Raw genomic sequence first — 20,440 nt, 5'->3', positions numbered from 1 at the left:
TTATGTTCATTCTTTCATACCTTATTTACACTAGCAAATGTATTGTATAGTAATAAATACATTATGAAAATATAAAGGTATGGAATTTCAAATAATTACACATTTTCAGCCAGCTGGAGATCAACCACAGGCAATAGACAACTTAGTTGCAGGGTTAAATAGTAATAAAAGAGATCAGGTTTTGCTTGGAGTTACTGGCTCTGGAAAAACCTTCACTATGGCAAATGTTATTGCAAGAACAAACAGGCCTGCATTAATTATGGCACATAATAAAACTTTAGCGGCGCAGCTTTACGAGGAGATGAGAGGATTTTTCCCTCACAATGCTGTTGGATACTTCATTTCTTATTATGATTATTATCAGCCTGAGGCTTATTCGCCACAAACAGACACTTATATTGAAAAAGACTCTTTAATAAATGAAAGAATTGATATGCTACGCTATTCTGCTATATGCTCTCTTTTGGAGCGTAGGGACACGATTGTAGTTGCGAGTGTTTCTTGTATATATGGTCTTGGTTCGCCTGAGAGCTATCTCAGCATGACCTTGACTTTAAGTGCTGGAGATAAGATTCATGTTAATGACTTTCTGAATAATTTAGTTAATCTCCAATATAAACGTTCTGATGTCAGATTTGAGCGAGGATATTTCAGAGTGCGCGGCGATATTATTGATATATTTCCTGCCTATTATGAAAATAAAGCTTGGCGTTTATCATTGTTTGGTGATGAAATAGAGGAAATTTCTGAGATTGATGCCATGAACGGCAATATTATCAGACGCATAGATACAGTCACCATTTTTCCAAATAGCTATTACACTACATCACGTGAGACTCTTTTGCAAGCAGTTCAACTGATTAAAAAAGAACTACATGAACGCCTGGATTATTACTATTCACAGAACAAAATTGTTGAAGCAAAACGCCTTGAGCAGCGTACTAATTTTGATATTGAAATGATGATGGCAACGGGAGTGTGTAAAGGTATTGAAAATTATTCGCGTTATCTTTACGGAATGAAAGCCGGAGATCCACCGCCTACATTGTTTGAGTATTTACCTAAAGATGTAATTTTATTTGTTGATGAAAGCCATGTAACCGTTCCCCAGATAGGTGCAATGTATAGCGGTAATGAAGCACGTAAAAAGAAATTGATAGATTATGGTTTTAGGCTACCTTCTGCTTTTGATAACCGTCCATTAAAATTGGAAGAGTGGGAGGCAATACGGCCCCAGACTATTTACGTTTCGGCTACTCCAGGAAAATATGAGTTAGAAAAGACTAACCACGCATTCATAGAGCAAGTTATCCGCCCAACAGGACTGACAGATCCCATCTGCACCATAAAACCAACAGAGAGTCAGGTTGATGATGTGATTCACGAGGCGCAAGTAACAATAAAAAAAGGATTTTGTATTCTAATTACCACATTGACAAAAAAAATGGCTGAAAAGCTAGCTGAGCATATGAGTGAGCTCAGTATGAAAGTAACTTACCTACATTCAGATATTGGTGCACTGGAAAGAATTGAAATTATATGCAAATTAAGATCTAAAGAAATAGATGTTCTTGTTGGCGTTAACTTGTTGCGGGAAGGTCTTGATATTCCCGAGTGTGGGCTGGTTGCAATTTTAGATGCTGACAAAGAAGGGTTTTTACGATCAGAGACTTCGCTCATTCAAACGATAGGTCGTGCTGCACGCAATGTTGAAGGCAGAGTAATTTTATATGCAGACAAAATTACTAATTCTATGGATCGTGCACTGAAAGAAACTGAAAGGAGAAGAAAGAAACAGACAGAGCATAATACACTGAATAATATTGTACCAAAAACTATAATAAAGCCTATATCAAATACTTTACAGGAAAAAGTGGTAGTTGAGAATTTTAGTAAGAATGATCTAAATAGTTTGAAAAAGCAAATGTTGAAGCATGCTGAAAATTTAGAGTTTGAAGAGGCGGCAAAAATAAAAGGTATTATTGAAAAATTTAATAACAGACCCGTTACATAACTAGAAAAAAGATAAATAATTAATAGTTAAGCTGACTTTGATTTACCAAAGATTTGAAAAACTATTATCTAAGAACATATCTTGAAAGGACTTAAGTGGTTAAATATTAAAGAGTTCTTGAAGTAAGGAGAGCACACTCATACGTCAAGCAAACAACGTTTACCTAAAATTCTGTGACATTAGCAGCTTTCTTGGCCCGTTTTCAGTAAACAGTGATTTTGTAATTCTTCTATATATTAGAAAAATTTTTATTTTAATTAGCCATAGGCGCCTATTGTTTTTTAGCTAAAGTAAAGATCAAGTATCTGGAATTCTGGACATAAAATCCCCCTATGTAAAAAAGATTAGAAAAAAGTGCAGCGCACATACAACAGATACGCACTAAAGAAGATACGCTACGCTTTTTGATTAAAAATTTGACTGAACAGTCTGCAGACAAAGATAGATTTTGAGCTCTTAAAATATCTCTAACTGTGATTATAATCAGATTTAAAATATATGGAAGCAATTTTTTACGTTAGCTATTTAATATTTTAAATTAGGCCTCTTGCATAACTATATTAAAGGTTAGCACCAGCAACTACTCCTCATTACATATTTTATCGCATTAATAATTGTTATGTTTTTGCTCTCCCTATTCTATTGCTCCTTGTGCAACATTTGGCCTTGTCACTTATATCACTTGTTACCCTCCTATTTCTTGCTTTATTCTTTTTTTTCCCTTTCAAGACAGGTTCTGAGTGGCAAAACATAGGTCCACTTTAATGTGTATTAAACAAGATTTTATAACTCTAATTGTCTTTGCTTGTGCTGTTCAACTGTGACATCAACCATTACATTCAATGGAAGATGATCTGAAGGGTATCTCTCTTGTTGGAATTATATCATCTTTACCCAGGCCTTTCACCGTACGCTGTATACTCCTTTATAACAGGGGATAAAAAGCAAAAATCTATTCTTTTTTTGAGATCATATACAGATTCTAACAATTAAAATCTCACAACAAATTTGTTGTTTCATAGCTTTTATATAATCTATAATTGCAACTGTTTTAACATTAATCAGAACCTAAAAGAGGCTTGTTATTAATGGATTACTTATAAAATCTTATGGAAAGTAGAGCTTGGTTCATTTGGCTAATTAGCAACTTAATTGTTATATTCAGCAATATGCAAATAATCTACACCTTTATAAGTGTGGATCTTGAAAAAGAACTTGGGATCACGATTGCGCAAGTTGCACTGGCTAATTCAGCATATACTTGGACTTTTGCTATCTCACAATTTTTTAGTGGGGCAATGTTTAATGTTTTTTCCAGCAAAAAAATTTATTTTCTCTCATTATCGATTATGATCTTTGGGTTTTTTATCCTTATTAGTAGTGACAGTTTTGTCCATCTAATTTTATCTCAATTCTTGATTGCAATTGGAGCATCATTTGGTTTTGTTGGAGCTGCTCATATAAGTAGCACATATTTTCCCATTACCCAATTTGGACTGATGTTCTCACTAGTGCAGACAATTTCAAGTCTTTCCGCTTTGATGATTCAAATGTTGTTCTCTAGCTTCCTTGCTGAAGGTATGGATTGGAAGAATTTGATTGTATACGTAATATTATTTGGCGTATCGATATTTGTACTTATGTTTTTTTATCCGAAAGGACTTTCAAAAAAAAGTTTGGAAAAATGCACAATAAAAAGCTCTATAAAAACAGTAATATGTTCTGTACTAACAGTGCTAAAATTAAGAGATATCTGGATAACCTCAATAGTGGGTGCTATTACTTTTGGAACATTTTTAGCGCTTAATATGCTGTGGGCACCAAGGTTACTAAGCAACTTAGAACTCAATACAATGGAGTTAGGTGTGGCAACTGCAATATTGTGGCTTGGTCTTGCAGTTGGTGCTCCAATTGCAGATCTAATCTCAAATCTATTTAAAAATAGAAGGCACGTAATCTCTGCTTTTGCCACATTGCAAAGTATTTCAGCTATTATTTTACTATGCGGTAATTTAACAGTTCATATTATATACTTTTGTATGTTAATGTTTGGTTTTTTTGCAGGAGGACATATGCTTAATTTTACTGTTGGCAGTGAGATTGTTGAGCAGAAGTATATTAGCACATCATCATCCATTATCAATGGATTTATGTTTGTTATGAGTGGAATTTTAGTGTCAATTTTAGCACTTTTTTCAGATCATCAAATGGCGCTTTTCACAATATTTGCAATGTTAACATTTGCTAGTATTTTTAATTATGCTACAAAAGAAACATACTATAAAAATATAGTAGCTGAATCTTGAGTCGATTGTTATATTATATTAACATACTGTAATAAATTATGACAACAAAAGATACAACTGTAACTAAGGCAACAATAGCTGAATGTATAAACCAGGAAATTGGATTATCGAAAGAAGACTCTATTGCAATAATAGATGATATATTGGATGAGATAAAAACGAGCTTAGCAAAGGATGGAATAGTAAAAATATCTTCATTTGGAACATTTTTGGTTAAAAACAAGAAAGAAAGACCAGGAAATATACCAAAGACATCGGAAAGGGTAGTAATTAAAGCGAGAAAATCAATTTCTTTTAGACCTTCAAAAATGATGAAAAAATTAATAAACAACCGATGAATAAGAAAAAATTATTTTACACAATTGGAGAAGTAGCTGAAGAACTACATTTGGAGCAGCATGTTTTAAGATTCTGGGAAAGTCAATTCCATCAAATTAAACCCATAAAACGGAAGGGAAGAAGACTATATGATCATAAGTGTATAGAGGCAATAAAGAAAATAAAATATATGCTATATGACAAAGGATATACAATAAAAGGAGTACAAAAGGAATTTGGTAACGATGTAAGAATTGATCATTATTCAAGAAATTTGTTGCAAGAACTTACCGATTTAAGAGACTATTTGACTGATAAAATAAATGAAGAAAGTAATAAATAGACGAAAAACACTATAAAGTTTTGTGAAAGTTGATATATCTAGAGATAAGTGTATGTGTCGTATAGCCTTGTTCTTTATATTATCAGCAATACTGATAAGCTGTGGCCTGCAAAAACCTGCACCTGTACTACTTAAAGGCGAAGAATTTTATGGGAAAAGAGACCTAGAGTACACAAGGGAGTATCATTTGATTAAAGAAAATGTTGATTCTTCGCTGCGAAAAGAAAGTAGAAAAGCCTTTGTAGATAAGGTATATAACAATAATGCACAAAACATGTGTAAATTTGTAATACCGGTTAAAGGTGCAGTTACCTCTTCTGATAAAATATGTCAAGATGGCATAAAAATTACTGCTCAAAGTGGAACAAAGGTTATTGCTTCTGCACCTGGCAAAGTAATATACGTAGGCAAAGGCCTGAGGTGGTACGGAAATTTAATTATAGTGGAACATAAAGATAATTACATGACTATGTACTCCTATTTAAAAAATATACAAGTTGAAATTGGTGATAAAGTAAAACAAGGTCAAGTAATTGGATCTGCAGGTAAATCAAGCACACAAGATAAAGATCCGCAGATGTGTTTCACAATAAGGCATAATGGTCAAGCAGTCGATCCTTTAGTACATATAAACTGTGATTGAATTTATGAAATATAATTTTAAAAACGTTGAAAAATTCTACCAAAATAAGTGGGATTTTTCTGTAAGCAAAGATAGTAAAAAGAAGAAATGTTACGTGTTGGAAATGTTTCCATATCCATCTGGTAAGATTCATATGGGGCACCTGCGTAACTATGCAATAGGAGATGTTATAGCACGTTACAAGAGAGCTCATGGATTTGAGGTTTTGCACCCAATTGGCTGGGATGCGTTTGGATTACCAGCTGAAAATGCAGCAAGGGACAATAATATTAACCCTGCGGCGTGGACAAAAGAGAATATAGACAATATGCGTGCACAGCTAAAATCTATAGGTCTTTCCTACAATTGGAATCACGAGCTTTCCACATGTGAGCCTGATTATTACAAACACGAACAGAAATTTTTTCTGGATTTTTTAAAGCATGGTCTTGCCTATCGAAAAGAGTCGTGGGTTAATTGGGATCCAGTGGACCAAACAGTGCTTGCAAATGAGCAAGTGGTTGATGGAAAAGGATGGCGATCAGGTGCAGTTGTTGAAAAACGTAAGTTATTCCAATGGTTTTTAAAGATTACTGATTTTGCTGAAGATTTGCTTCATTGTCTGCAAAGTTTAAAAAATTGGCCAGAAAAAGTCAAAACTATGCAAGAGCGCTGGATAGGAAAATCTGAAGGGGCAACTATAGATTTTGAAATAGTTGGCTTGAATAAGAAGTTAAAGATTTTTACAACTTCTCCTCATACTTTATTTGGAGCTTCTTTTCTCGCAGTAGGAGCAGAGCACCCTATTGTACAAGACCTTAAAGACAAAGAAATAAGAGACTTTATTGGTAATATGAAGGCAAAGGGGGAGAATGATGAAAAAATTGGAATTTACACTGGACTGAACGTCAGGCACCCATTTCTCGACAAGGAATTACCAATTTATATAGCGAATTTTGTGTTGATGGAGTATGGAGAAGGTGCGATTTTTGGTTGCCCTGCACATGATCAGCGTGATTTTGAATTTGCACAGAAGTATGGTTTACCGATTATTCCTGTAGTTTGTGAAGAGACCACAGAGATCTTAAAAGAACCGTACTTCGGTGATGGAGTGATGTTCAATTCTGAATTCTTAAACGGACTAATGATTAATGAGGCAAAAAAAGTAATCATAAAAAAACTTGAAGAAAAAGGAATAGGTAAGAAAACAATAAACTATCGTCTACACGATTGGGGAATTTCAAGGCAACGTTATTGGGGATGTCCTATACCTATTATACATTGTAAAGATTGTGGAATTGTTCCAGTTCCAGAAAAAGACCTCCCTGTTGTTCTACCAACGGATGTAGAATTTACAAGTGGTGGTAATCCCCTGGATAAGCACCCAACCTGGAAATTTGTTGATTGTCCAAAGTGCGGAAAGCAAGCAGAACGTGAAACTGATACATTTGACACTTTTTTTGAATCTTCTTGGTATTTTGCTGCATTTTGCAGTGAAAATAAATCGATTAATAAAGATACTTGTAATCGTTTTATGCCTGTTGATTATTACATAGGTGGAATAGAACATGCAATTCTACATTTGCTTTACTCAAGGTTTTTCTGCCGTGCTTTAACTAAATGTGGCTATTTTGACGTTAAAGAGCCTTTCTCTACTTTAATCACTCAAGGAATGGTCTGCCATATAACTTATAAAGATGAGAATGGCAAATGGCTCTTTCCCGAAGAAGCAAAAGAGTTGATTGCGAAGGGTGCTAAGATCCAAGTTGGAAAAGTCGAAAAGATGAGTAAGTCAAAGAAGAATACAGTTGACCCAAACTTTATCATAGAAAAATACGGTGCTGATACTGCTCGTTTGTTTGTATTATCCGATACCCCCCCAGAAAAAGATATGGAATGGTCTGATGATGGCGTGGAAGGTTGTTTTCGCTACATAAATAAATTGTGGCGTATGGTAGTGCAACTTAGGCCCGTAAACATACACTATGATAATGAAAACATTGTAGGTAAACTCCTAGAGTACAGAAAAAAAATCCATAAACTATTGCAAGTGCTTACAGATGACTTGGAAAACTGCAGATTAAACTGTGTGGTAGCAAAGTTTCGTGAAATGACAAATTTAATAGCTGAAATAGACGTAAAAACTGGAAAATCTCTTATTGATGAAGGTGTATGTATACTAATTAGAGTAATCGAACCATTCATGCCACACCTGGCTGAAAATTTATGGCAAAAAATAGGAGGCGAAGGCATGCTATATATGCAACCTTGGCCAAAAGCTGATGAATCACTACTAATTGATAATATGGTAACTGTGGCAGTACAGATCAATGGAAAGTTACGTGCGACCATTGAAGTGGCAACTGATTTACCTCAAGAAAAATTGAAGAAAATAGCAACAGATTCTGTATCTAACAAAATCGATCAAAGCAAAATTCGCACTATATATGCTGTACCAAATAAGGTAGTAAACATAGTTATATAAAAATTTTGAGTAGCATGTCCCTAATTTCGTAGGTATACTTTTTTTGATATGCGGTTATATCTTTTTTAATATAAAGGATATATACTTGTGCATTATATATTTTTTTGTATGGGTAGTTATATGAAAATAAAAGGATTGTGTGTTTTAGCTGTGTTGCTCACTTCATCTCTAGCAGGTGCAGCTAGTAATAAAGCAGCTAGTAATAGTGCAAAAGAGCAGTACTACGCAGGTTTAAACTTTGGTGGTGGATGGGGCACTGGATTAAAAATAAAACCTGGCTTAGTTTTTGGTTATAATTATGATAAAAGCTCTAAGTTTGAACTTGAGATTCTCACTGACGTAAGTGATATGTTTGGAGGTAAGGATGCAGAAGGAAAGGACAACAAGAAAATGGGAACTAGCTTATTAGCTAATTATCGTTATTATCCTGACGTTGACATTGATCCTGTGAAACTATATGTCAGTGGAGGTTTAGGAGGACATCTACAAGTATATCCTTTTGAGATTGTTGGCACTGAAACACTAGATAAAATACTGGGTGCTATTTCGTACAAACTGAAGGTTGGTGTTGATTATGAAGTTGCTTCACAGATAGTTGGTACAGCTGCTTTAACCGTAGGCGGGCAACTGAGTGGTTTAAAAGCAAAACAAATACCAGATGCGATGCTGGAAGTAGGAGTACGTTATAGTTTTTAATGCTGGATGGCATTGTGTACATGTTTAGGTGTAACCATAAGCAATGCTCAAAACTTGCTGCTAGCATGTTTGAACACTTATTCCAGTCTGTTTTAAGGAAGTAATGTGTATGAATTATATGAGAACGATGAAAGTGTTCGCTGTGTTGATTGCTTTAGCAAGTACAGCTAGTAATGGTACAAGTGAGTTAGAAGACCAATATGAAGATCAACATAAAGATCAGTATGAAAATCAATACAAAGACCAGTATGAAGATCAATACGAAGATCGATATGAAGACCGGTACGAAGATCATTACTATGTAGGTTTAAACTTTGGGACTCGATGGGGTGAAAGCTTTCAATTGAAACCTAGCGTTGTTTTTGGTTATCATCATAACAAAAGTTCTAAGTTTGAACTTGAGGTTCTTGCTAACATAAGTGATATAACTAATGCACAAAATAGGAAAGTAGGAGCTGGTTTATTGGCAAATTACCTTTACTATCCTGATCTTGAAATTGATCCCATTAAATTATATGCTAGTATAGGTCTGGGTGGATATATTCGAATATTGCCATCTTTTGGTCTTGGTGAGGATACAAATGCAGTAAATTCAGCTGCAACTGTAGCCGCAGCCGCAGGTCAAAATGAAACACTAGATAAAATACTGGGTGCTATTTCCTATAAAGTAAAGTTAGGTGTTGATTGTGAAATTATTCCGCAGATAGTTGGCACAGTTGCTATTGCTGCAAGCGGTCAATTAAGTGGCTTTAAACCACCGATGAAAAAACCAGATGCAATCATAGAAGTAGGTATACGTTATAATTTTTAAGCTATGAACACTTTGAATCCCTATACACAGTTGTATGCTTGGTGCTATATATGTGCTATTTGCAAAGGTATTCTGTTTATGCTAACATTAAGCTAAACCTTAAGCAATAAAATCAGAAGGATCAACTCCCTTCTGTAAGCAAGCAGCAACTAAAGTGTTGATCATAAGAAATGCTATTGTCATCGGGCCAACTCCACCAGGTACTGGAGTAATTGCTTTGACTTTTTCTTTTACTCTTTCGAAGTCAACATCGCCTACAAGCTTTGTTTGCTCTCCTACATTCACACTATTTATGCCAACATCGATTACTATTGCACCTTCTTTTATCCAATCTGGTTGAACAAAATTTGGCTTTCCAACTGCTGCAACTACTATATCCGCCTTAGAGCAATAATCAGCTAAATCCCTACTTTGTGAATGCAAGATGGTAACAGTGCAATTTTCTTGCAACAATAGGTGAAACATTGGCTTACCCACAATATTTGATCTGCCAATGATTACCGCATTTTTACCGGACAGATTATTTTCAACTGACTTAATTAAATGCAAAGAACCTTTGGGAGTACAAGGTATCAGACAATTTTTTTCACCTTTAACTAACCTGCCAACATTCTCATCATGAAAGCCATCTACATCTTTTTCAACACTTACTGTATTAATTATCCTGCTTGCACTGATGTGCTTTGGCAAAGGCAACTGAACTAAAATTCCATGCACAGATGAATCTTCATTTAATGTATTAACTTTTTCAATCAATTCATCTTCTGAGATACTATCAGGCAAAACAATAGTTTCAGAACTTATGCCTATTGATTCTGCTTTTCTTTGTTTATTACGAACGTAGACCTGACTTGCTGGATTGCTACCCACAAGAATTACTTTAAGACAAGGAAAAACATTATACTCTTTCTTTAAAATATCAATTTTTTTTGATAGCTCCTCACAGAGATCATTTGCTATTTTTTTACCGTTAATAATAATTGACATTTCCTTGCCACTCCTTGAAGTCAGGTAATGAGATATCAAATAAATTCAATACTTTACCAACAGCATGATTTACAATATCATCCAAAGATTTTGGTTTAATATAAAAAGCAGGCATCGGCGGAGCAATAATTGCTCCCATCTCCGTTAGTTTTAACATATTTCGGAGATGTCCAAGATGTAGTGGAGATTCTCGCACCATAAGAACTAATTTTCTTCTTTCTTTTAGAGTTACATCTGCAGCCCTTGTTAATAGATTGGAAGTCACCCCCGATGCTATTTCAGACATTGTTTTCATAGAACATGGAGCAATAACCATACCTGAGGTTTTAAATGAGCCGCTTGCTATTTTTTCTCCTATTTTTTCTTCAGAATAGTAAAAATCTGCAAGCGATATAATATCTTCAAGTTTTTCTTTAATCTCATGAGCTATAGTTATTTTTCCAGCACTGCTGATCACTAAATGAGTTTCATGATTGGTATTTTTTAGTGCCTCTAGAATCCGTACACCGTAAATAGAACCAGATGCTCCACTTATTCCAATTACAATCCTACTATTCACCTTCGTAATTCATTCCCAATGCACGTTTGTAGGTATCAAGTAATATTTCCTGTTCCTCCCTGTCATCATCATCCATCTTTCTTAGCCTAATAATCTGTTTCATCACTTTTATATCCCAACCTTCATCTGCAGCTTTTGCATATACATCACGAATGTGATCTTGCACATCCCTCTTTTCTTGTTCAAGTTTTTCGATTCTCTCTATATAGCTCTTCAAATCTTCAGCCGTTATTTTTACTGTATCTTCCATAGAACCCAACTAATTAATTGCTACTACAGTATTATCAGTTTTTACTTGTACTTCAATCATAGTAATAATATTTTTATCTTTTTTTAAAATCTTAAAGTAAAAACCGTACATGGAAAACTCTTCATTTTCTTCAGGAATGCGCTCTATCTCGTTTACAATCATACCTGCTAGAGTTGTAGCTTCTTCATCAGGAAGATCCCAATGTAACTGTCTATTAATATCCCTAATAGTAGATTTTCCTTCTATGTGATACATATTATCGGATATCTTTTTTATAAAATTCTCTGTGATCAAATCATGTTCATCTGAAATTTCTCCAACTATTTCTTCCAGTATATCCTCAAGAGTTACGATTCCCTGTAGTGCTCCATACTCATCAATAACAAATGCAAGGTGTTTCCTGTTTTTACGGAAGTTGTGAAGTTGTACACTGAGTGGCGTACTTTCTGGTATAAACCAAGGCTTTGACATAACTTTGGCAATCTCTATTTTATTATCCTTTTCACGCAAGGCATTTATTAGATTTTTCACGTGAACCACTCCAACAATATTATCTGGTTCTTTTTGCCATAAAGGTACTCTGCTATGGCTACTGGTTAAAATCTCTCTTATTAACTCTTCTTTGTTTCGATCTATATCAAGAGAAAATAAGTTTCTCCTGTGGGTCATAATTTGTGATATTTCTGTCTCAGCCAAATCAAGTATACTATTTAGCATATCTAAATCCTGTTGTAACATAGTGCCCTCACTGCGGTGAAGAGTAATCATATTACGCATTGCATCTGCTGCAGATATTACCTCCCTATTCTTATGAAGCCCACATAACTTCAGAATGATATTGACAATAAACTGAATGCCTAATGTCAATGGAGAAAGAACCTTGACAAAAAACAGCATAAAATAAGCAGAAAGTAATGTAAATTTTTCAGGATTTTGCATGGCGTAAGTTTTTGGTAAAACTTCACAAAATAGCAAAATACAAAACGTCATCATGAATGTTGAAAGAAATATGCCCTCACTCCCAAAAGAATTTATAAATATTACTGTAAATAAAGCAGAGCAAGTAATGTTAATAATTGTATTACACAGTAATATTGTTCCTATTGTTAATTCTTTTTTACCTAACAAAAGCTCTATTATCTTAGCTTTTTTGTTACCTTCTAGCTTTAGTTTATTCACTCGGGATCGGCTAATTGAGGTTAACCCTATTTCTGCTCCTGAGAACAAAAACGATAAAATCAATAAGAAAAAAATTGCTGACAATACTGAAATCAATAACCAATCCATTAAAGTATGATGTTATTGCGATATAGAAACAGAGTTGATTTTATATGTTGTAAGAAGCATTTGCAAGTCTATATATCTTTAATATAAAAAAATAAATCATGAAATATATCACACACTGCATTCACATGCATATTCTCAACAACAAGTGGAGGAGTTATTCTTATTACCCTATTATTTAAAATTTTAGTCATTATTAAGCCTTTGTCAAGAGATTGTTTAACAATTTTATCAGCCAACGGTACTCTAAGCTCTATCCCTATCAATAAACCCTCCCCACGAACTTCTGAAACGATCTTCGGAAATTCTTCAGTCAAAGGCAACAACTTTTCTTTTAGATATTTACTGACCTTCTTAACATGGTCAAAAAAGCCTTCCTTTAGCATTACATCGAGTACTGCATTACCAACAGTCATAGCAAGTGGATTACCTCCATAAGTTGACCCATGAGTTCCTGGAGTGATTGCTTCTGCTATATAATCTTTTACTAAACATGCAGCCAGAGGAAACCCATTACCCATAGCCTTCGCACAAGTGAGCATATCAGGTTCAACTCCTATATTTTGATAGTAAAATAGAGAGCCAATCCGTCCATATCCGCATTGCACTTCATCAAAGCATAAAATTATTCCTTGAGCTTTTGTTATCTCTCTTACTTTTTTAAGATACTCTACGTCCAATGGATGTACTCCGCCTTCACTTTGTATGGGCTCTAAAAATATGGCAGCTGTTTCGCTATTGATTTTCTTTTCTAATGCTTCAATGTTATTTCTTGGAACTTTATCAAAACCAGAAAGGAGTGGAGCAAAACCTTCGCGTGATTTTTCATTTCCCCCAGCTGAAATTGCAGCAATACTGCGGCCATGAAAACCTCCTTCAATTGTAATGATGTGACTGCGCTTTTCTTGTCCATTTAAGTAGAAATAGCGGCGAATAAATTTAATTGCAGCTTCTGTTGCTTCAAGTCCACTTGAGCAGAAAAAAACTTTATCGGCAAAGGTAAGTTCTGTTAAACGCTGAGCAAGCCTTTCCTGCTGAGGAATAGTAAAAATATTAGAGCAGTGCCATAATGAATCCAGTTGCTCCTTCAGTTTATCTGTAATGTATGGATGACAATGCCCTAGAGAGGTTGTAGAAATTCCTGCAGCAAAGTCTAAATATTTTTTACCATCCTTATCGAAGAGATATACTCCTTCTCCTCTAACTATAGAAGCTTCAGATCTATTATAAGCGTTAACAACATGATCCATTTTAAATATTATCTATAGTGCATGAAAAAGCTTTCCCTTAATATTGCTTAAACTAAAAATTGGGCTAATATTATACAGTTCAACATAAAACTCAGAAATTTAATATGTAAAAAAGTAAAACTACACCAATTCACATTCAGCAAAAAAGAAAGCTATTTCTCTATGAGCGTTCTCTAGACTATCAGAACCATGCACTCTATTTTCACTAATATCATTAGCAAAATCACCCCTAATTGTACCTTTATCTGCCTGTTTTGGATCTGTAGCACCCATGATTTGTCTGTATTTACTGACTGCATTTTCACCAATTAAAACTTGAACTATCACAGACCCAGAAGTCATAAATTCCACCAACTCTTCAAAAAAAGGCCTATCCTTATGAATTTCATAAAACAGCTCTGCTTGTTTTTTTGTCAGCAGCATCATTCTTTGTGCTATAATTTTTAGTCCAGATTTTTCAATGTAAGAATTTATACTGCCTGTAATATTATTTTTTACTGCATCAGGTTTTAATATCGAAAGTGTTCTCTCAATTGCCATATCATTTCCTTATATTAAGATCGTATATTTACTTTATTGTGAATTTTTGTTCCATCAAAGAGATTTTTTATTTATAGTCAAGAATAAAACATCAAGGGGTAGTTTATGGTTTACTGTCGTAAGAAACTAGTGAATAATCTTAAATCATCAATTTTCTGCGGAACAAAAGGTTTTTTAACCTTTAATTTGGCATTTTTAAGTTATTTAGAGTATAGCTTACACAATAATACAAAATTAAAAGGAGGTGCCGCTTTTGCGATGAAAAGGAACGTTGTTCCATTTGGTGAAATGATTGCCATACCGCTGTTTTTTTGCTTTGTATTACCAGCTATGGTAGGCAACATAAGCCTTATCGAGTGCGCACTTATATGTGCTGCACTGATGGTTGCAACATGTTTTGTTGTAAGAACCTTTCACTTGCGTGAAAAGTTATTGAAAAAAATGACTAATAATGAAAATCATACCAAGAAAGAAATAGAGCAGGAATTTAAGAAAGACATTATAAAATTTCCTATCTTTGATAAAAACAGACAGCATATTGAGTATAATTCTCCTAATCCAGGACAACTAATGAGTGAAATTCCTCCCTCTCTCTTTGTTAGGGTTTTACTTTTTCCCCTTACGATTTTTCTGAAGGCTCTACAAAGCTGCATAATGATATCTTTGGCTGCTGTTGAACTTTTTGAAGCAGTGCCAAGTTTTTGTGTTGATGTGGTTTTTGATAGAAACTTTGTATCTACACAGAGTAACGTGAAGAGATCTGGCCATCTATTGTATGCTAGTGTGAGAAATTTAGTGCCTGTAACTAAACTTGATGAGTGTGTAGCTGATTTTATAGGCAAACCTGAAGAAAGGTGCTGTCAGTGAAGAAGGCAGTAATCTTATTTAACCTAGGCGGACCTGATTCACTAAGTGCGGTCCGTCCTTTCTTATTTAATCTTTTTTACGATAAAAGAATAATAAATCTACCAAATCCTTTTCGCTTCCTTTTAGCAAAGTTTATCTCCAAAAGGCGAGAAAGTACTGCACAAGAAATATACGAGCACATTGGAGGTAAATCGCCAATCTTGGAGAATACGAAAGCACAAGCTGATGCTTTAGAACTAAAATTAAATGAAAATGGAAACCATGTATATAAGATATTCATCTGCATGCGTTATTGGCATCCATTTGCTGATGAAGTTGTTAAAAGCGTAAAGCAATTCGACCCTGACGAAATCATTCTGTTACCACTATATCCGCAATATTCAACCACCACAACTCTATCATCCATCGAGAATTGGCAAAAAAATGCCAAACTGGAATGTAACACAAAAACAATTCACCATTATTATGACAATGAAGACTTTATTGAAGCTCATGTTAATCTGACGTCTAAATATTATAAATTAGCTAGCAAAATCGGTAAGCCAAGAGTCCTATTCTCGGCTCATAGCTTACCTCTTAGTATCATTAAAAAAGGCGACCCTTACGCTTCACAGATAGAAAAAACAGTAAAATTAATAGTAAAAAAATTGAATATTGAAGATCTTGATTGGGGAATATGTTATCAGAGTAAGGTTGGCCCTGTAAAATGGTTGGAGCCTAGCACTGAAAGTGAGCTATCACGCGCAAAAGACGATAATATACCTGTAGTTTTATCACCTATATCTTTTGTTTCTGAGCATTCTGAAACACTGGTTGAACTTGATATAGAGTATAAAGCAATTATCAAAGACGGATATTACTTTCGCGTACCAACTCTCAGTACTGATCTCTTATTTATCAAGTGCTTGGCCGATTTATGTTTAGATCACTCTCAAAGTACTGATTTATAGCACTTTTCTTTTTAGATTTTTATAGTATAATATTAAAAAGTTATTATTTTATTATCTACTTATGCCAAAAGGTAAGCCAAATACATTTATAGAAAGTATACATGATGCTCACAATCATGATATTAGAAAGATGTATTGTATTGCAGTAGGTTTAACAGGCATATTGTGTAAAATTTCATTGCAATTCTGTTGCGAGTTTATTGATAACAACAGATCCAATATTTGTACTATATTAGATATTTCTAAGTTCATAAAACTACCAACATCAATAATATTTGCTCTTCACTTTGGTCTCAATTTAGCTGGATATAAATCTAAAAAACTTCAGAATGGTAAAGGGGGAAATGAACCTGAAAAACCAATACAGGTTGTGGGTAGCTTAGCCTTCTTGGCAAACTGTGTCATAGGAATATTGATGCAGACAAAAATCATTCATTTCTTAGCTAGAAACAACAAGGATGTAATAAGTTATATTAGCTTAACATCAGCAGTTCTATTTCTCTTTTCAGAATGCATAAACTGTTATTATACATGGAAGAAGTATCTAGATAATAAGGATTCTGAAAAGTCTGCTAAATATGGCAAAGAAGTTATTTTTAGCACATTCGCTTTGTCATTGGGCTTGTTAAGCTTCATATTAAAAAGAATGGAACTTCCAACCATACCAATAGACTTGGGTGGTGGCATAATCTATAATTTCAACTTAACTGTTATGGTCAGTTTGATACTAAGCATAGCATATCTAGTATCAAACATCGATAAGTTTGTCAATCAACCTAATAATGGTACTGATCCTTCTACTGGACTTGATGACGCTCACCATACTCAACATAATGGCAGCATTGTAGAAATTTAATAATTAGAGATGAAAAGATTTTATTTCTACTGCCAATGCTAATACTGCTAATTTGCTAACAATGTTCCAAAGTGGCAGAGTTTTATTTTCTTGGCTGATGTCATAAAATTCACAGTCAGTGGAATTCAAGCTAGAATATACATCTTTCCTGCTATTACATCGGTATAAGTAACATGTTGGAGTATCTCCTATATAGTATATTAGCGGTTCTGCAGAACTACTTTTAAATATGTCAATAGTTGGTACACCTTCTTGTATAATAACACTATTGATTGCTATTCCTTCTTTTATCTTTTTCATTTTATGACGCTTTTTTTTATTGAGATTTAATATTTCCTTTCCACTTGTTGCTGTTATAATGCCCATTCCATATGTGCCATTGCTTGCTTTGATAAAAACGTAAGGTTGTGTTTTTATTTCATATTCCTCATATTTTTTTTGCACTAGAGATAATATTTGGTCAACTTTAGTCGCTACTGCTCCTAGTGATGAATCATCATTAAAGTCAACTCCATTACAGCTTTCTGTAAGCACAGAAATAAGCCATGGGTCCATTTTAAATTCGCCACAAAATTCGGACACTAATTTTTGATAGATTTCAAAATATTGAAATTTCTGCCTACTGTGCCAGCCATATAATGGACTTGGCACTATCTCTTGTTTTACGTTTTCTAGCGTGTCTGGAATGTGGCTCGTCATATCACGGTTCAGTATAATCACATCAGGCACAAATCCTGAAGTTGTCTTCAGCAAAGAGTTTTCTTTCACAACAGTTTCATACTGTTCTATTAAATTGTACGTTTCATTATGAAAGAGGCCAATTCTAGTTTCAAAACCTGCGAGTTGCAGTACTTTCTCTATAACAAATACGTTTTCTATATACATTTTATTTCGTGTGTAATTCTCCGGTATTATAAGAGTCTTTTTATATTGTTTTGTTTCAAAATAACTTTTTATTAGTTTTGCTGCTGTTGCTCTTGATGTCTCACTTAGATTGTTGAACCCTGCAGGAAATAAATTAGCGTCCACTGGGGCAATTTTGTAGCCTGAATTCCTAAGATCTATGGAGCTATAAAATGGTAATGTAAAACCATTAAATTTTGTTTCGAACCAATTATTTATATCTTTTTCCAGATTTGGATGAATTATGTTTTGCATCTACACTTTAAATGTTATAAGAAAAGTACTATATTATAAGTTATAATCTTAATATAATATAACGAATTAAAATAACAAAAAAATGATTCATCATGACAGCAGTAAAATGTATGGTACTACTATACTGTCAATTAGAAGAGACAAAAATGTAGTAGTAATAGGTGATGGGCAAGTCTCGCTAGGCCATACCGTTATAAAATCTGGAGCAAAAAAAGTTAGGCGTCTTTCTGGTGATTCCGTAATTGCCGGTTTTGCTGGAGCAACAGCTGATGCATTTACTCTCTTCGAAAGGCTAGAATCTAAACTTGATAAGCACCCAGGACAGTTAATGAGGGCATGTGTTGAACTTGCAAAAGACTGGAGAATGGATAAATATCTAAGAAAATTAGAAGCTATGATGATCGTGGCAGACAAGTCCATTTCATTGGTCATTACAGGAACGGGTGATGTTCTTGAACCTGAAGATGGCATTGCAGCCATTGGCTCTGGAGGAAATTTTGCTTTATCTGCAGCAAAAGCTTTGATTGACGTTGAAGGAATATCAATAGAGGAGATTGCAAAAAAGGCTATGAAGATAGCTGCCGATATATGTGTTTATACAAACCATAATCTAATTATTGAAAAAATAAAGGAGTAATATGTCAAGAACTTTGTGTACCAATTCTTCTGGTCAACCTGTAGTAGGTCAATCTGATAATAATGATGACTGCAATAAAAAAAACGGCCTCTATGAAAATGAAGGTACAGAAAGTAGCAGCATCCAAAGCTCACAAGCTTTATTAGATGATCTACCACCACAGAAGATAGTTAAAGAGTTGGATAGATTTATAATCGGACAGAATGACGCAAAGCGCGCTGTTGCTATTGCACTCAGAAATCGTTGGCGTCGAAATAAAGTCCCACTTCCACTACGTGAAGAGATTATACCTAAGAATATACTCATGATAGGCCATACGGGAGTTGGTAAAACTGAAATAGCTCGCCGTTTAGCAAAGCTTGCTGGTGCACCTTTTATAAAAGTTGAAGCAACGAAATTTACTGAAATAGGATATGTTGGACGTGATGTTGACTCGATAATACGTGATTTAGTTGATGCAGCAATAGTTTTAGTTAAGGAAAAAGCACGTAAAGCCTTAACTAAAAAAGCTTTAGGTTTGGCTGAAAAGATAATAGTCAACTCCATGGTTGGTGAAGATGCAACCGAGGAAAGCAAAAAAGTTTTCAGAGAAAGACTGAGAAATAAGGAATTTGAAGATGGAGAAGTTTCTATTAACGTCAGGGAGAGCAAGGGTATGCTACCCACTTTTGATATACATGGTATGCCAGGTGGGCAAATTGGCGTGATGAACGTAACAGAAATAGTGGGTAAGATGTTTAATGGGAACAAAAAAACAAAAACTATTACAGTTAAAGTGAAAGAAGCGCGTGAAATATTGATTAATGAAGAAAGCGAAAGGTTAATGGATGAAGACAAGATAATCAAAGAAGCGATTGATCTTGTTAGCAATGAAGGTATAGTGTTTTTGGATGAAATAGATAAAATTGCAGCACGTACAGAAATAAAAGGTGAAGTCAACAGAGAAGGAGTGCAACGTGATCTGTTACCACTACTTGAAGGAACAACTGTTTCAACTAAGTATGGCACCGTAAAAACAGACTATATATTATTTATTGCATCTGGTGCTTTTCATTTGTCTAAACCATCCGATCTTTTACCAGAATTACAGGGTAGATTGCCAATTAGAGTGGAACTTAAGGCACTTACTCAAGAGGATTTAATAAAAATATTAAAGGAACCAGAATCTAGTTTGTTAAAACAGTACATAGCTTTAATGAAAACGGAAAATGTAACACTTGAGTTTACTGATGATGGTATAGAAACTATAGCTGAAATAGCTTTTACAGTTAATAGAGAAGTAGAAAATATAGGTGCAAGAAGACTTCATACTGTCATGGAGAAGCTTTTAGATGAAATAAGTTTTATCGCTTCTGAAAAAAATAATGAGAAATTTGTTATAGATAGCAAGCACGTAAGAGATAAGCTTGAATCAATTTCAAAGCAGCTTGATTTATCTAAGTTTATACTTTAGAAGAAACTTTTTCTTTAAGTAATATATAGCACTCAAGAAGTTTTATTTTTTCTT

20 protein-coding genes are annotated in these 20,440 nt (G+C 34.3%); 13 read left to right on the top strand and 7 right to left on the bottom strand.

The genetic code is table 11. The features are described from left to right. Nucleotides 1-79: 79 nt before the first annotated feature. The 8 genes from uvrB to OOT12_RS00290 all read left to right on the top strand — a co-directional run bounded on the left by uvrB (nucleotide 80) and on the right by OOT12_RS00290 (nucleotide 9,595). Nucleotides 80-2,014: an excinuclease ABC subunit UvrB gene (gene uvrB / locus OOT12_RS00325; RefSeq protein WP_264375123.1), complete on the top strand. Its 1,935-nt coding sequence runs from the start codon at nucleotides 80-82 to the stop codon at nucleotides 2,012-2,014. Between the two features lie 1,109 nt (nucleotides 2,015-3,123). Continuing rightward, entirely contained in the window at nucleotides 3,124-4,320 is a 1,197-nt protein-coding gene (locus OOT12_RS00320; protein WP_264375124.1) for an MFS transporter, read from the top strand. Nucleotides 4,321-4,358: 38 nt separating this feature from the next. Next, nucleotides 4,359-4,658: an integration host factor subunit alpha gene (locus OOT12_RS00315; protein WP_007302154.1), complete on the top strand. Its 300-nt coding sequence runs from the start codon at nucleotides 4,359-4,361 to the stop codon at nucleotides 4,656-4,658. Next, the gene (locus OOT12_RS00310; protein ID WP_264375125.1) at nucleotides 4,655-4,981 is read left to right on the top strand and encodes a MerR family transcriptional regulator; all 327 of its coding nucleotides are present in this window, start codon (nucleotides 4,655-4,657) and stop codon (nucleotides 4,979-4,981) included. Before OOT12_RS00315 ends, OOT12_RS00310 begins: the two co-directional genes overlap by 4 nt. Before the next feature lie 52 nt (nucleotides 4,982-5,033). Continuing rightward, nucleotides 5,034-5,624 (top strand): murein hydrolase activator EnvC family protein, encoded by a 591-nt coding sequence (locus tag OOT12_RS00305; RefSeq protein WP_264375126.1) that lies wholly within the window; start codon nucleotides 5,034-5,036, stop codon nucleotides 5,622-5,624. Between the two features lie 4 nt (nucleotides 5,625-5,628). Further along, nucleotides 5,629-8,088: a leucine--tRNA ligase gene (gene leuS, locus OOT12_RS00300; protein WP_264376551.1), complete on the top strand. Its 2,460-nt coding sequence runs from the start codon at nucleotides 5,629-5,631 to the stop codon at nucleotides 8,086-8,088. 108 nt (nucleotides 8,089-8,196) lie between these two features. Further along, nucleotides 8,197-8,784: a hypothetical protein gene (locus tag OOT12_RS00295; RefSeq protein WP_264375128.1), complete on the top strand. Its 588-nt coding sequence runs from the start codon at nucleotides 8,197-8,199 to the stop codon at nucleotides 8,782-8,784. A gap of 103 nt (nucleotides 8,785-8,887) precedes the next feature. Next, complete coding sequence (locus tag OOT12_RS00290) at nucleotides 8,888-9,595, top strand: cell envelope biogenesis protein OmpA (protein WP_264685281.1); 708 nt, start codon at nucleotides 8,888-8,890, stop codon at nucleotides 9,593-9,595. A gap of 99 nt (nucleotides 9,596-9,694) precedes the next feature. On the opposite strand, the gene folD is transcribed toward OOT12_RS00290, so the two are convergent. The 6 genes from folD to ndk all read right to left on the bottom strand — a co-directional run bounded on the left by folD (nucleotide 9,695) and on the right by ndk (nucleotide 14,465). Beyond that, on the bottom strand, nucleotides 9,695-10,582 hold the full coding sequence (folD, locus tag OOT12_RS00285) for a bifunctional methylenetetrahydrofolate dehydrogenase/methenyltetrahydrofolate cyclohydrolase FolD (RefSeq protein WP_264375130.1): 888 nt from the start codon (nucleotides 10,580-10,582) through the stop codon (nucleotides 9,695-9,697). Continuing rightward, nucleotides 10,566-11,141, bottom strand: a complete 576-nt coding sequence (locus OOT12_RS00280) for a UbiX family flavin prenyltransferase (protein WP_264375131.1) — start codon at nucleotides 11,139-11,141, stop codon at nucleotides 10,566-10,568. The genes folD and OOT12_RS00280 overlap by 17 nt, the downstream gene beginning before the upstream one ends. Continuing rightward, entirely contained in the window at nucleotides 11,134-11,391 is a 258-nt protein-coding gene (locus OOT12_RS00275; RefSeq protein ID WP_006014634.1) for a DUF2312 domain-containing protein, read from the bottom strand. Before OOT12_RS00275 ends, OOT12_RS00280 begins: the two co-directional genes overlap by 8 nt. Nucleotides 11,392-11,400: 9 nt before the next feature. After that, nucleotides 11,401-12,678 (bottom strand): HlyC/CorC family transporter, encoded by a 1,278-nt coding sequence (locus OOT12_RS00270; RefSeq protein WP_029237684.1) that lies wholly within the window; start codon nucleotides 12,676-12,678, stop codon nucleotides 11,401-11,403. A 68-nt stretch (nucleotides 12,679-12,746) separates the two neighbouring features. Beyond that, nucleotides 12,747-13,925: an aspartate aminotransferase family protein gene (locus tag OOT12_RS00265; RefSeq protein WP_015587994.1), complete on the bottom strand. Its 1,179-nt coding sequence runs from the start codon at nucleotides 13,923-13,925 to the stop codon at nucleotides 12,747-12,749. A 120-nt stretch (nucleotides 13,926-14,045) separates the two neighbouring features. Beyond that, complete coding sequence (gene ndk / locus OOT12_RS00260; RefSeq protein WP_264376549.1) at nucleotides 14,046-14,465, bottom strand: nucleoside-diphosphate kinase; 420 nt, start codon at nucleotides 14,463-14,465, stop codon at nucleotides 14,046-14,048. A 105-nt stretch (nucleotides 14,466-14,570) separates the two neighbouring features. Between ndk and OOT12_RS00255 the strand changes: the two genes are divergently transcribed. The 3 genes from OOT12_RS00255 (at nucleotide 14,571) to OOT12_RS00245 (ending at nucleotide 17,138) form a co-directional block, all read left to right on the top strand. Further along, a complete protein-coding gene (locus OOT12_RS00255) occupies nucleotides 14,571-15,332 on the top strand; it encodes a hypothetical protein (RefSeq protein WP_264375133.1) in 762 nt (253 codons plus the stop codon). Then, nucleotides 15,329-16,282 (top strand): ferrochelatase, encoded by a 954-nt coding sequence (gene hemH, locus OOT12_RS00250; protein WP_007302167.1) that lies wholly within the window; start codon nucleotides 15,329-15,331, stop codon nucleotides 16,280-16,282. Before OOT12_RS00255 ends, hemH begins: the two co-directional genes overlap by 4 nt. A gap of 61 nt (nucleotides 16,283-16,343) precedes the next feature. Then, a complete protein-coding gene (locus OOT12_RS00245; RefSeq protein ID WP_264375134.1) occupies nucleotides 16,344-17,138 on the top strand; it encodes a hypothetical protein in 795 nt (264 codons plus the stop codon). 3 nt (nucleotides 17,139-17,141) lie between these two features. Here the strand turns inward: OOT12_RS00245 and gshA are convergent, their stop codons facing one another. Beyond that, nucleotides 17,142-18,296 carry a glutamate--cysteine ligase gene (gshA, locus tag OOT12_RS00240; protein ID WP_264375135.1) on the bottom strand — a complete coding sequence of 385 codons (1,155 nt, stop codon included), beginning with the start codon at nucleotides 18,294-18,296 and terminating at the stop codon, nucleotides 17,142-17,144. An 82-nt stretch (nucleotides 18,297-18,378) separates the two neighbouring features. Between gshA and hslV the strand changes: the two genes are divergently transcribed. Next, nucleotides 18,379-18,933: an ATP-dependent protease subunit HslV gene (hslV, locus tag OOT12_RS00235; RefSeq protein WP_026092657.1), complete on the top strand. Its 555-nt coding sequence runs from the start codon at nucleotides 18,379-18,381 to the stop codon at nucleotides 18,931-18,933. Between the two features lies 1 nt (nucleotide 18,934). Next, nucleotides 18,935-20,386 (top strand): ATP-dependent protease ATPase subunit HslU, encoded by a 1,452-nt coding sequence (gene hslU / locus OOT12_RS00230; RefSeq protein WP_264685280.1) that lies wholly within the window; start codon nucleotides 18,935-18,937, stop codon nucleotides 20,384-20,386. Nucleotides 20,387-20,440: the final 54 nt, after the last annotated feature.

The organism is Wolbachia endosymbiont (group B) of Parapoynx stratiotata, assembly GCF_947250635.1.
Classification (GTDB): Bacteria; Pseudomonadota; Alphaproteobacteria; order Rickettsiales; family Anaplasmataceae; genus Wolbachia.
The sequence above is the reverse complement of the archived record's forward strand: the minus strand, read 5'-3'. Positions and strand labels throughout refer to the sequence as shown.

Excerpts from the sequence above, each read along its gene's own strand:
- uvrB (WP_264375123.1), top strand. The coding sequence starts at position 80 with ATGGAATTTCAAATAATTACACATTTTCAGCCAGCTGGAGATCAACCA.
- OOT12_RS00320 (WP_264375124.1), top strand. The coding sequence starts at position 3,124 with ATGGAAAGTAGAGCTTGGTTCATTTGGCTAATTAGCAACTTAATTGTT.
- OOT12_RS00315 (WP_007302154.1), top strand. The coding sequence starts at position 4,359 with ATGACAACAAAAGATACAACTGTAACTAAGGCAACAATAGCTGAATGT.
- OOT12_RS00310 (WP_264375125.1), top strand. The coding sequence starts at position 4,655 with ATGAATAAGAAAAAATTATTTTACACAATTGGAGAAGTAGCTGAAGAA.
- OOT12_RS00305 (WP_264375126.1), top strand. The coding sequence starts at position 5,034 with ATGTGTCGTATAGCCTTGTTCTTTATATTATCAGCAATACTGATAAGC.
- leuS (WP_264376551.1), top strand. The coding sequence starts at position 5,629 with ATGAAATATAATTTTAAAAACGTTGAAAAATTCTACCAAAATAAGTGG.
- OOT12_RS00295 (WP_264375128.1), top strand. The coding sequence starts at position 8,197 with ATGGGTAGTTATATGAAAATAAAAGGATTGTGTGTTTTAGCTGTGTTG.
- OOT12_RS00290 (WP_264685281.1), top strand. The coding sequence starts at position 8,888 with ATGTGTATGAATTATATGAGAACGATGAAAGTGTTCGCTGTGTTGATT.
- folD (WP_264375130.1), bottom strand. The coding sequence starts at position 10,582 with ATGTCAATTATTATTAACGGTAAAAAAATAGCAAATGATCTCTGTGAG.
- OOT12_RS00275 (WP_006014634.1), bottom strand. The coding sequence starts at position 11,391 with ATGGAAGATACAGTAAAAATAACGGCTGAAGATTTGAAGAGCTATATA.
- OOT12_RS00270 (WP_029237684.1), bottom strand. The coding sequence starts at position 12,678 with ATGGATTGGTTATTGATTTCAGTATTGTCAGCAATTTTTTTCTTATTG.
- OOT12_RS00265 (WP_015587994.1), bottom strand. The coding sequence starts at position 13,925 with ATGGATCATGTTGTTAACGCTTATAATAGATCTGAAGCTTCTATAGTT.
- ndk (WP_264376549.1), bottom strand. The coding sequence starts at position 14,465 with ATGGCAATTGAGAGAACACTTTCGATATTAAAACCTGATGCAGTAAAA.
- OOT12_RS00255 (WP_264375133.1), top strand. The coding sequence starts at position 14,571 with ATGGTTTACTGTCGTAAGAAACTAGTGAATAATCTTAAATCATCAATT.
- OOT12_RS00245 (WP_264375134.1), top strand. The coding sequence starts at position 16,344 with ATGCCAAAAGGTAAGCCAAATACATTTATAGAAAGTATACATGATGCT.
- gshA (WP_264375135.1), bottom strand. The coding sequence starts at position 18,296 with ATGCAAAACATAATTCATCCAAATCTGGAAAAAGATATAAATAATTGG.
- hslV (WP_026092657.1), top strand. The coding sequence starts at position 18,379 with ATGATTCATCATGACAGCAGTAAAATGTATGGTACTACTATACTGTCA.
- hslU (WP_264685280.1), top strand. The coding sequence starts at position 18,935 with ATGTCAAGAACTTTGTGTACCAATTCTTCTGGTCAACCTGTAGTAGGT.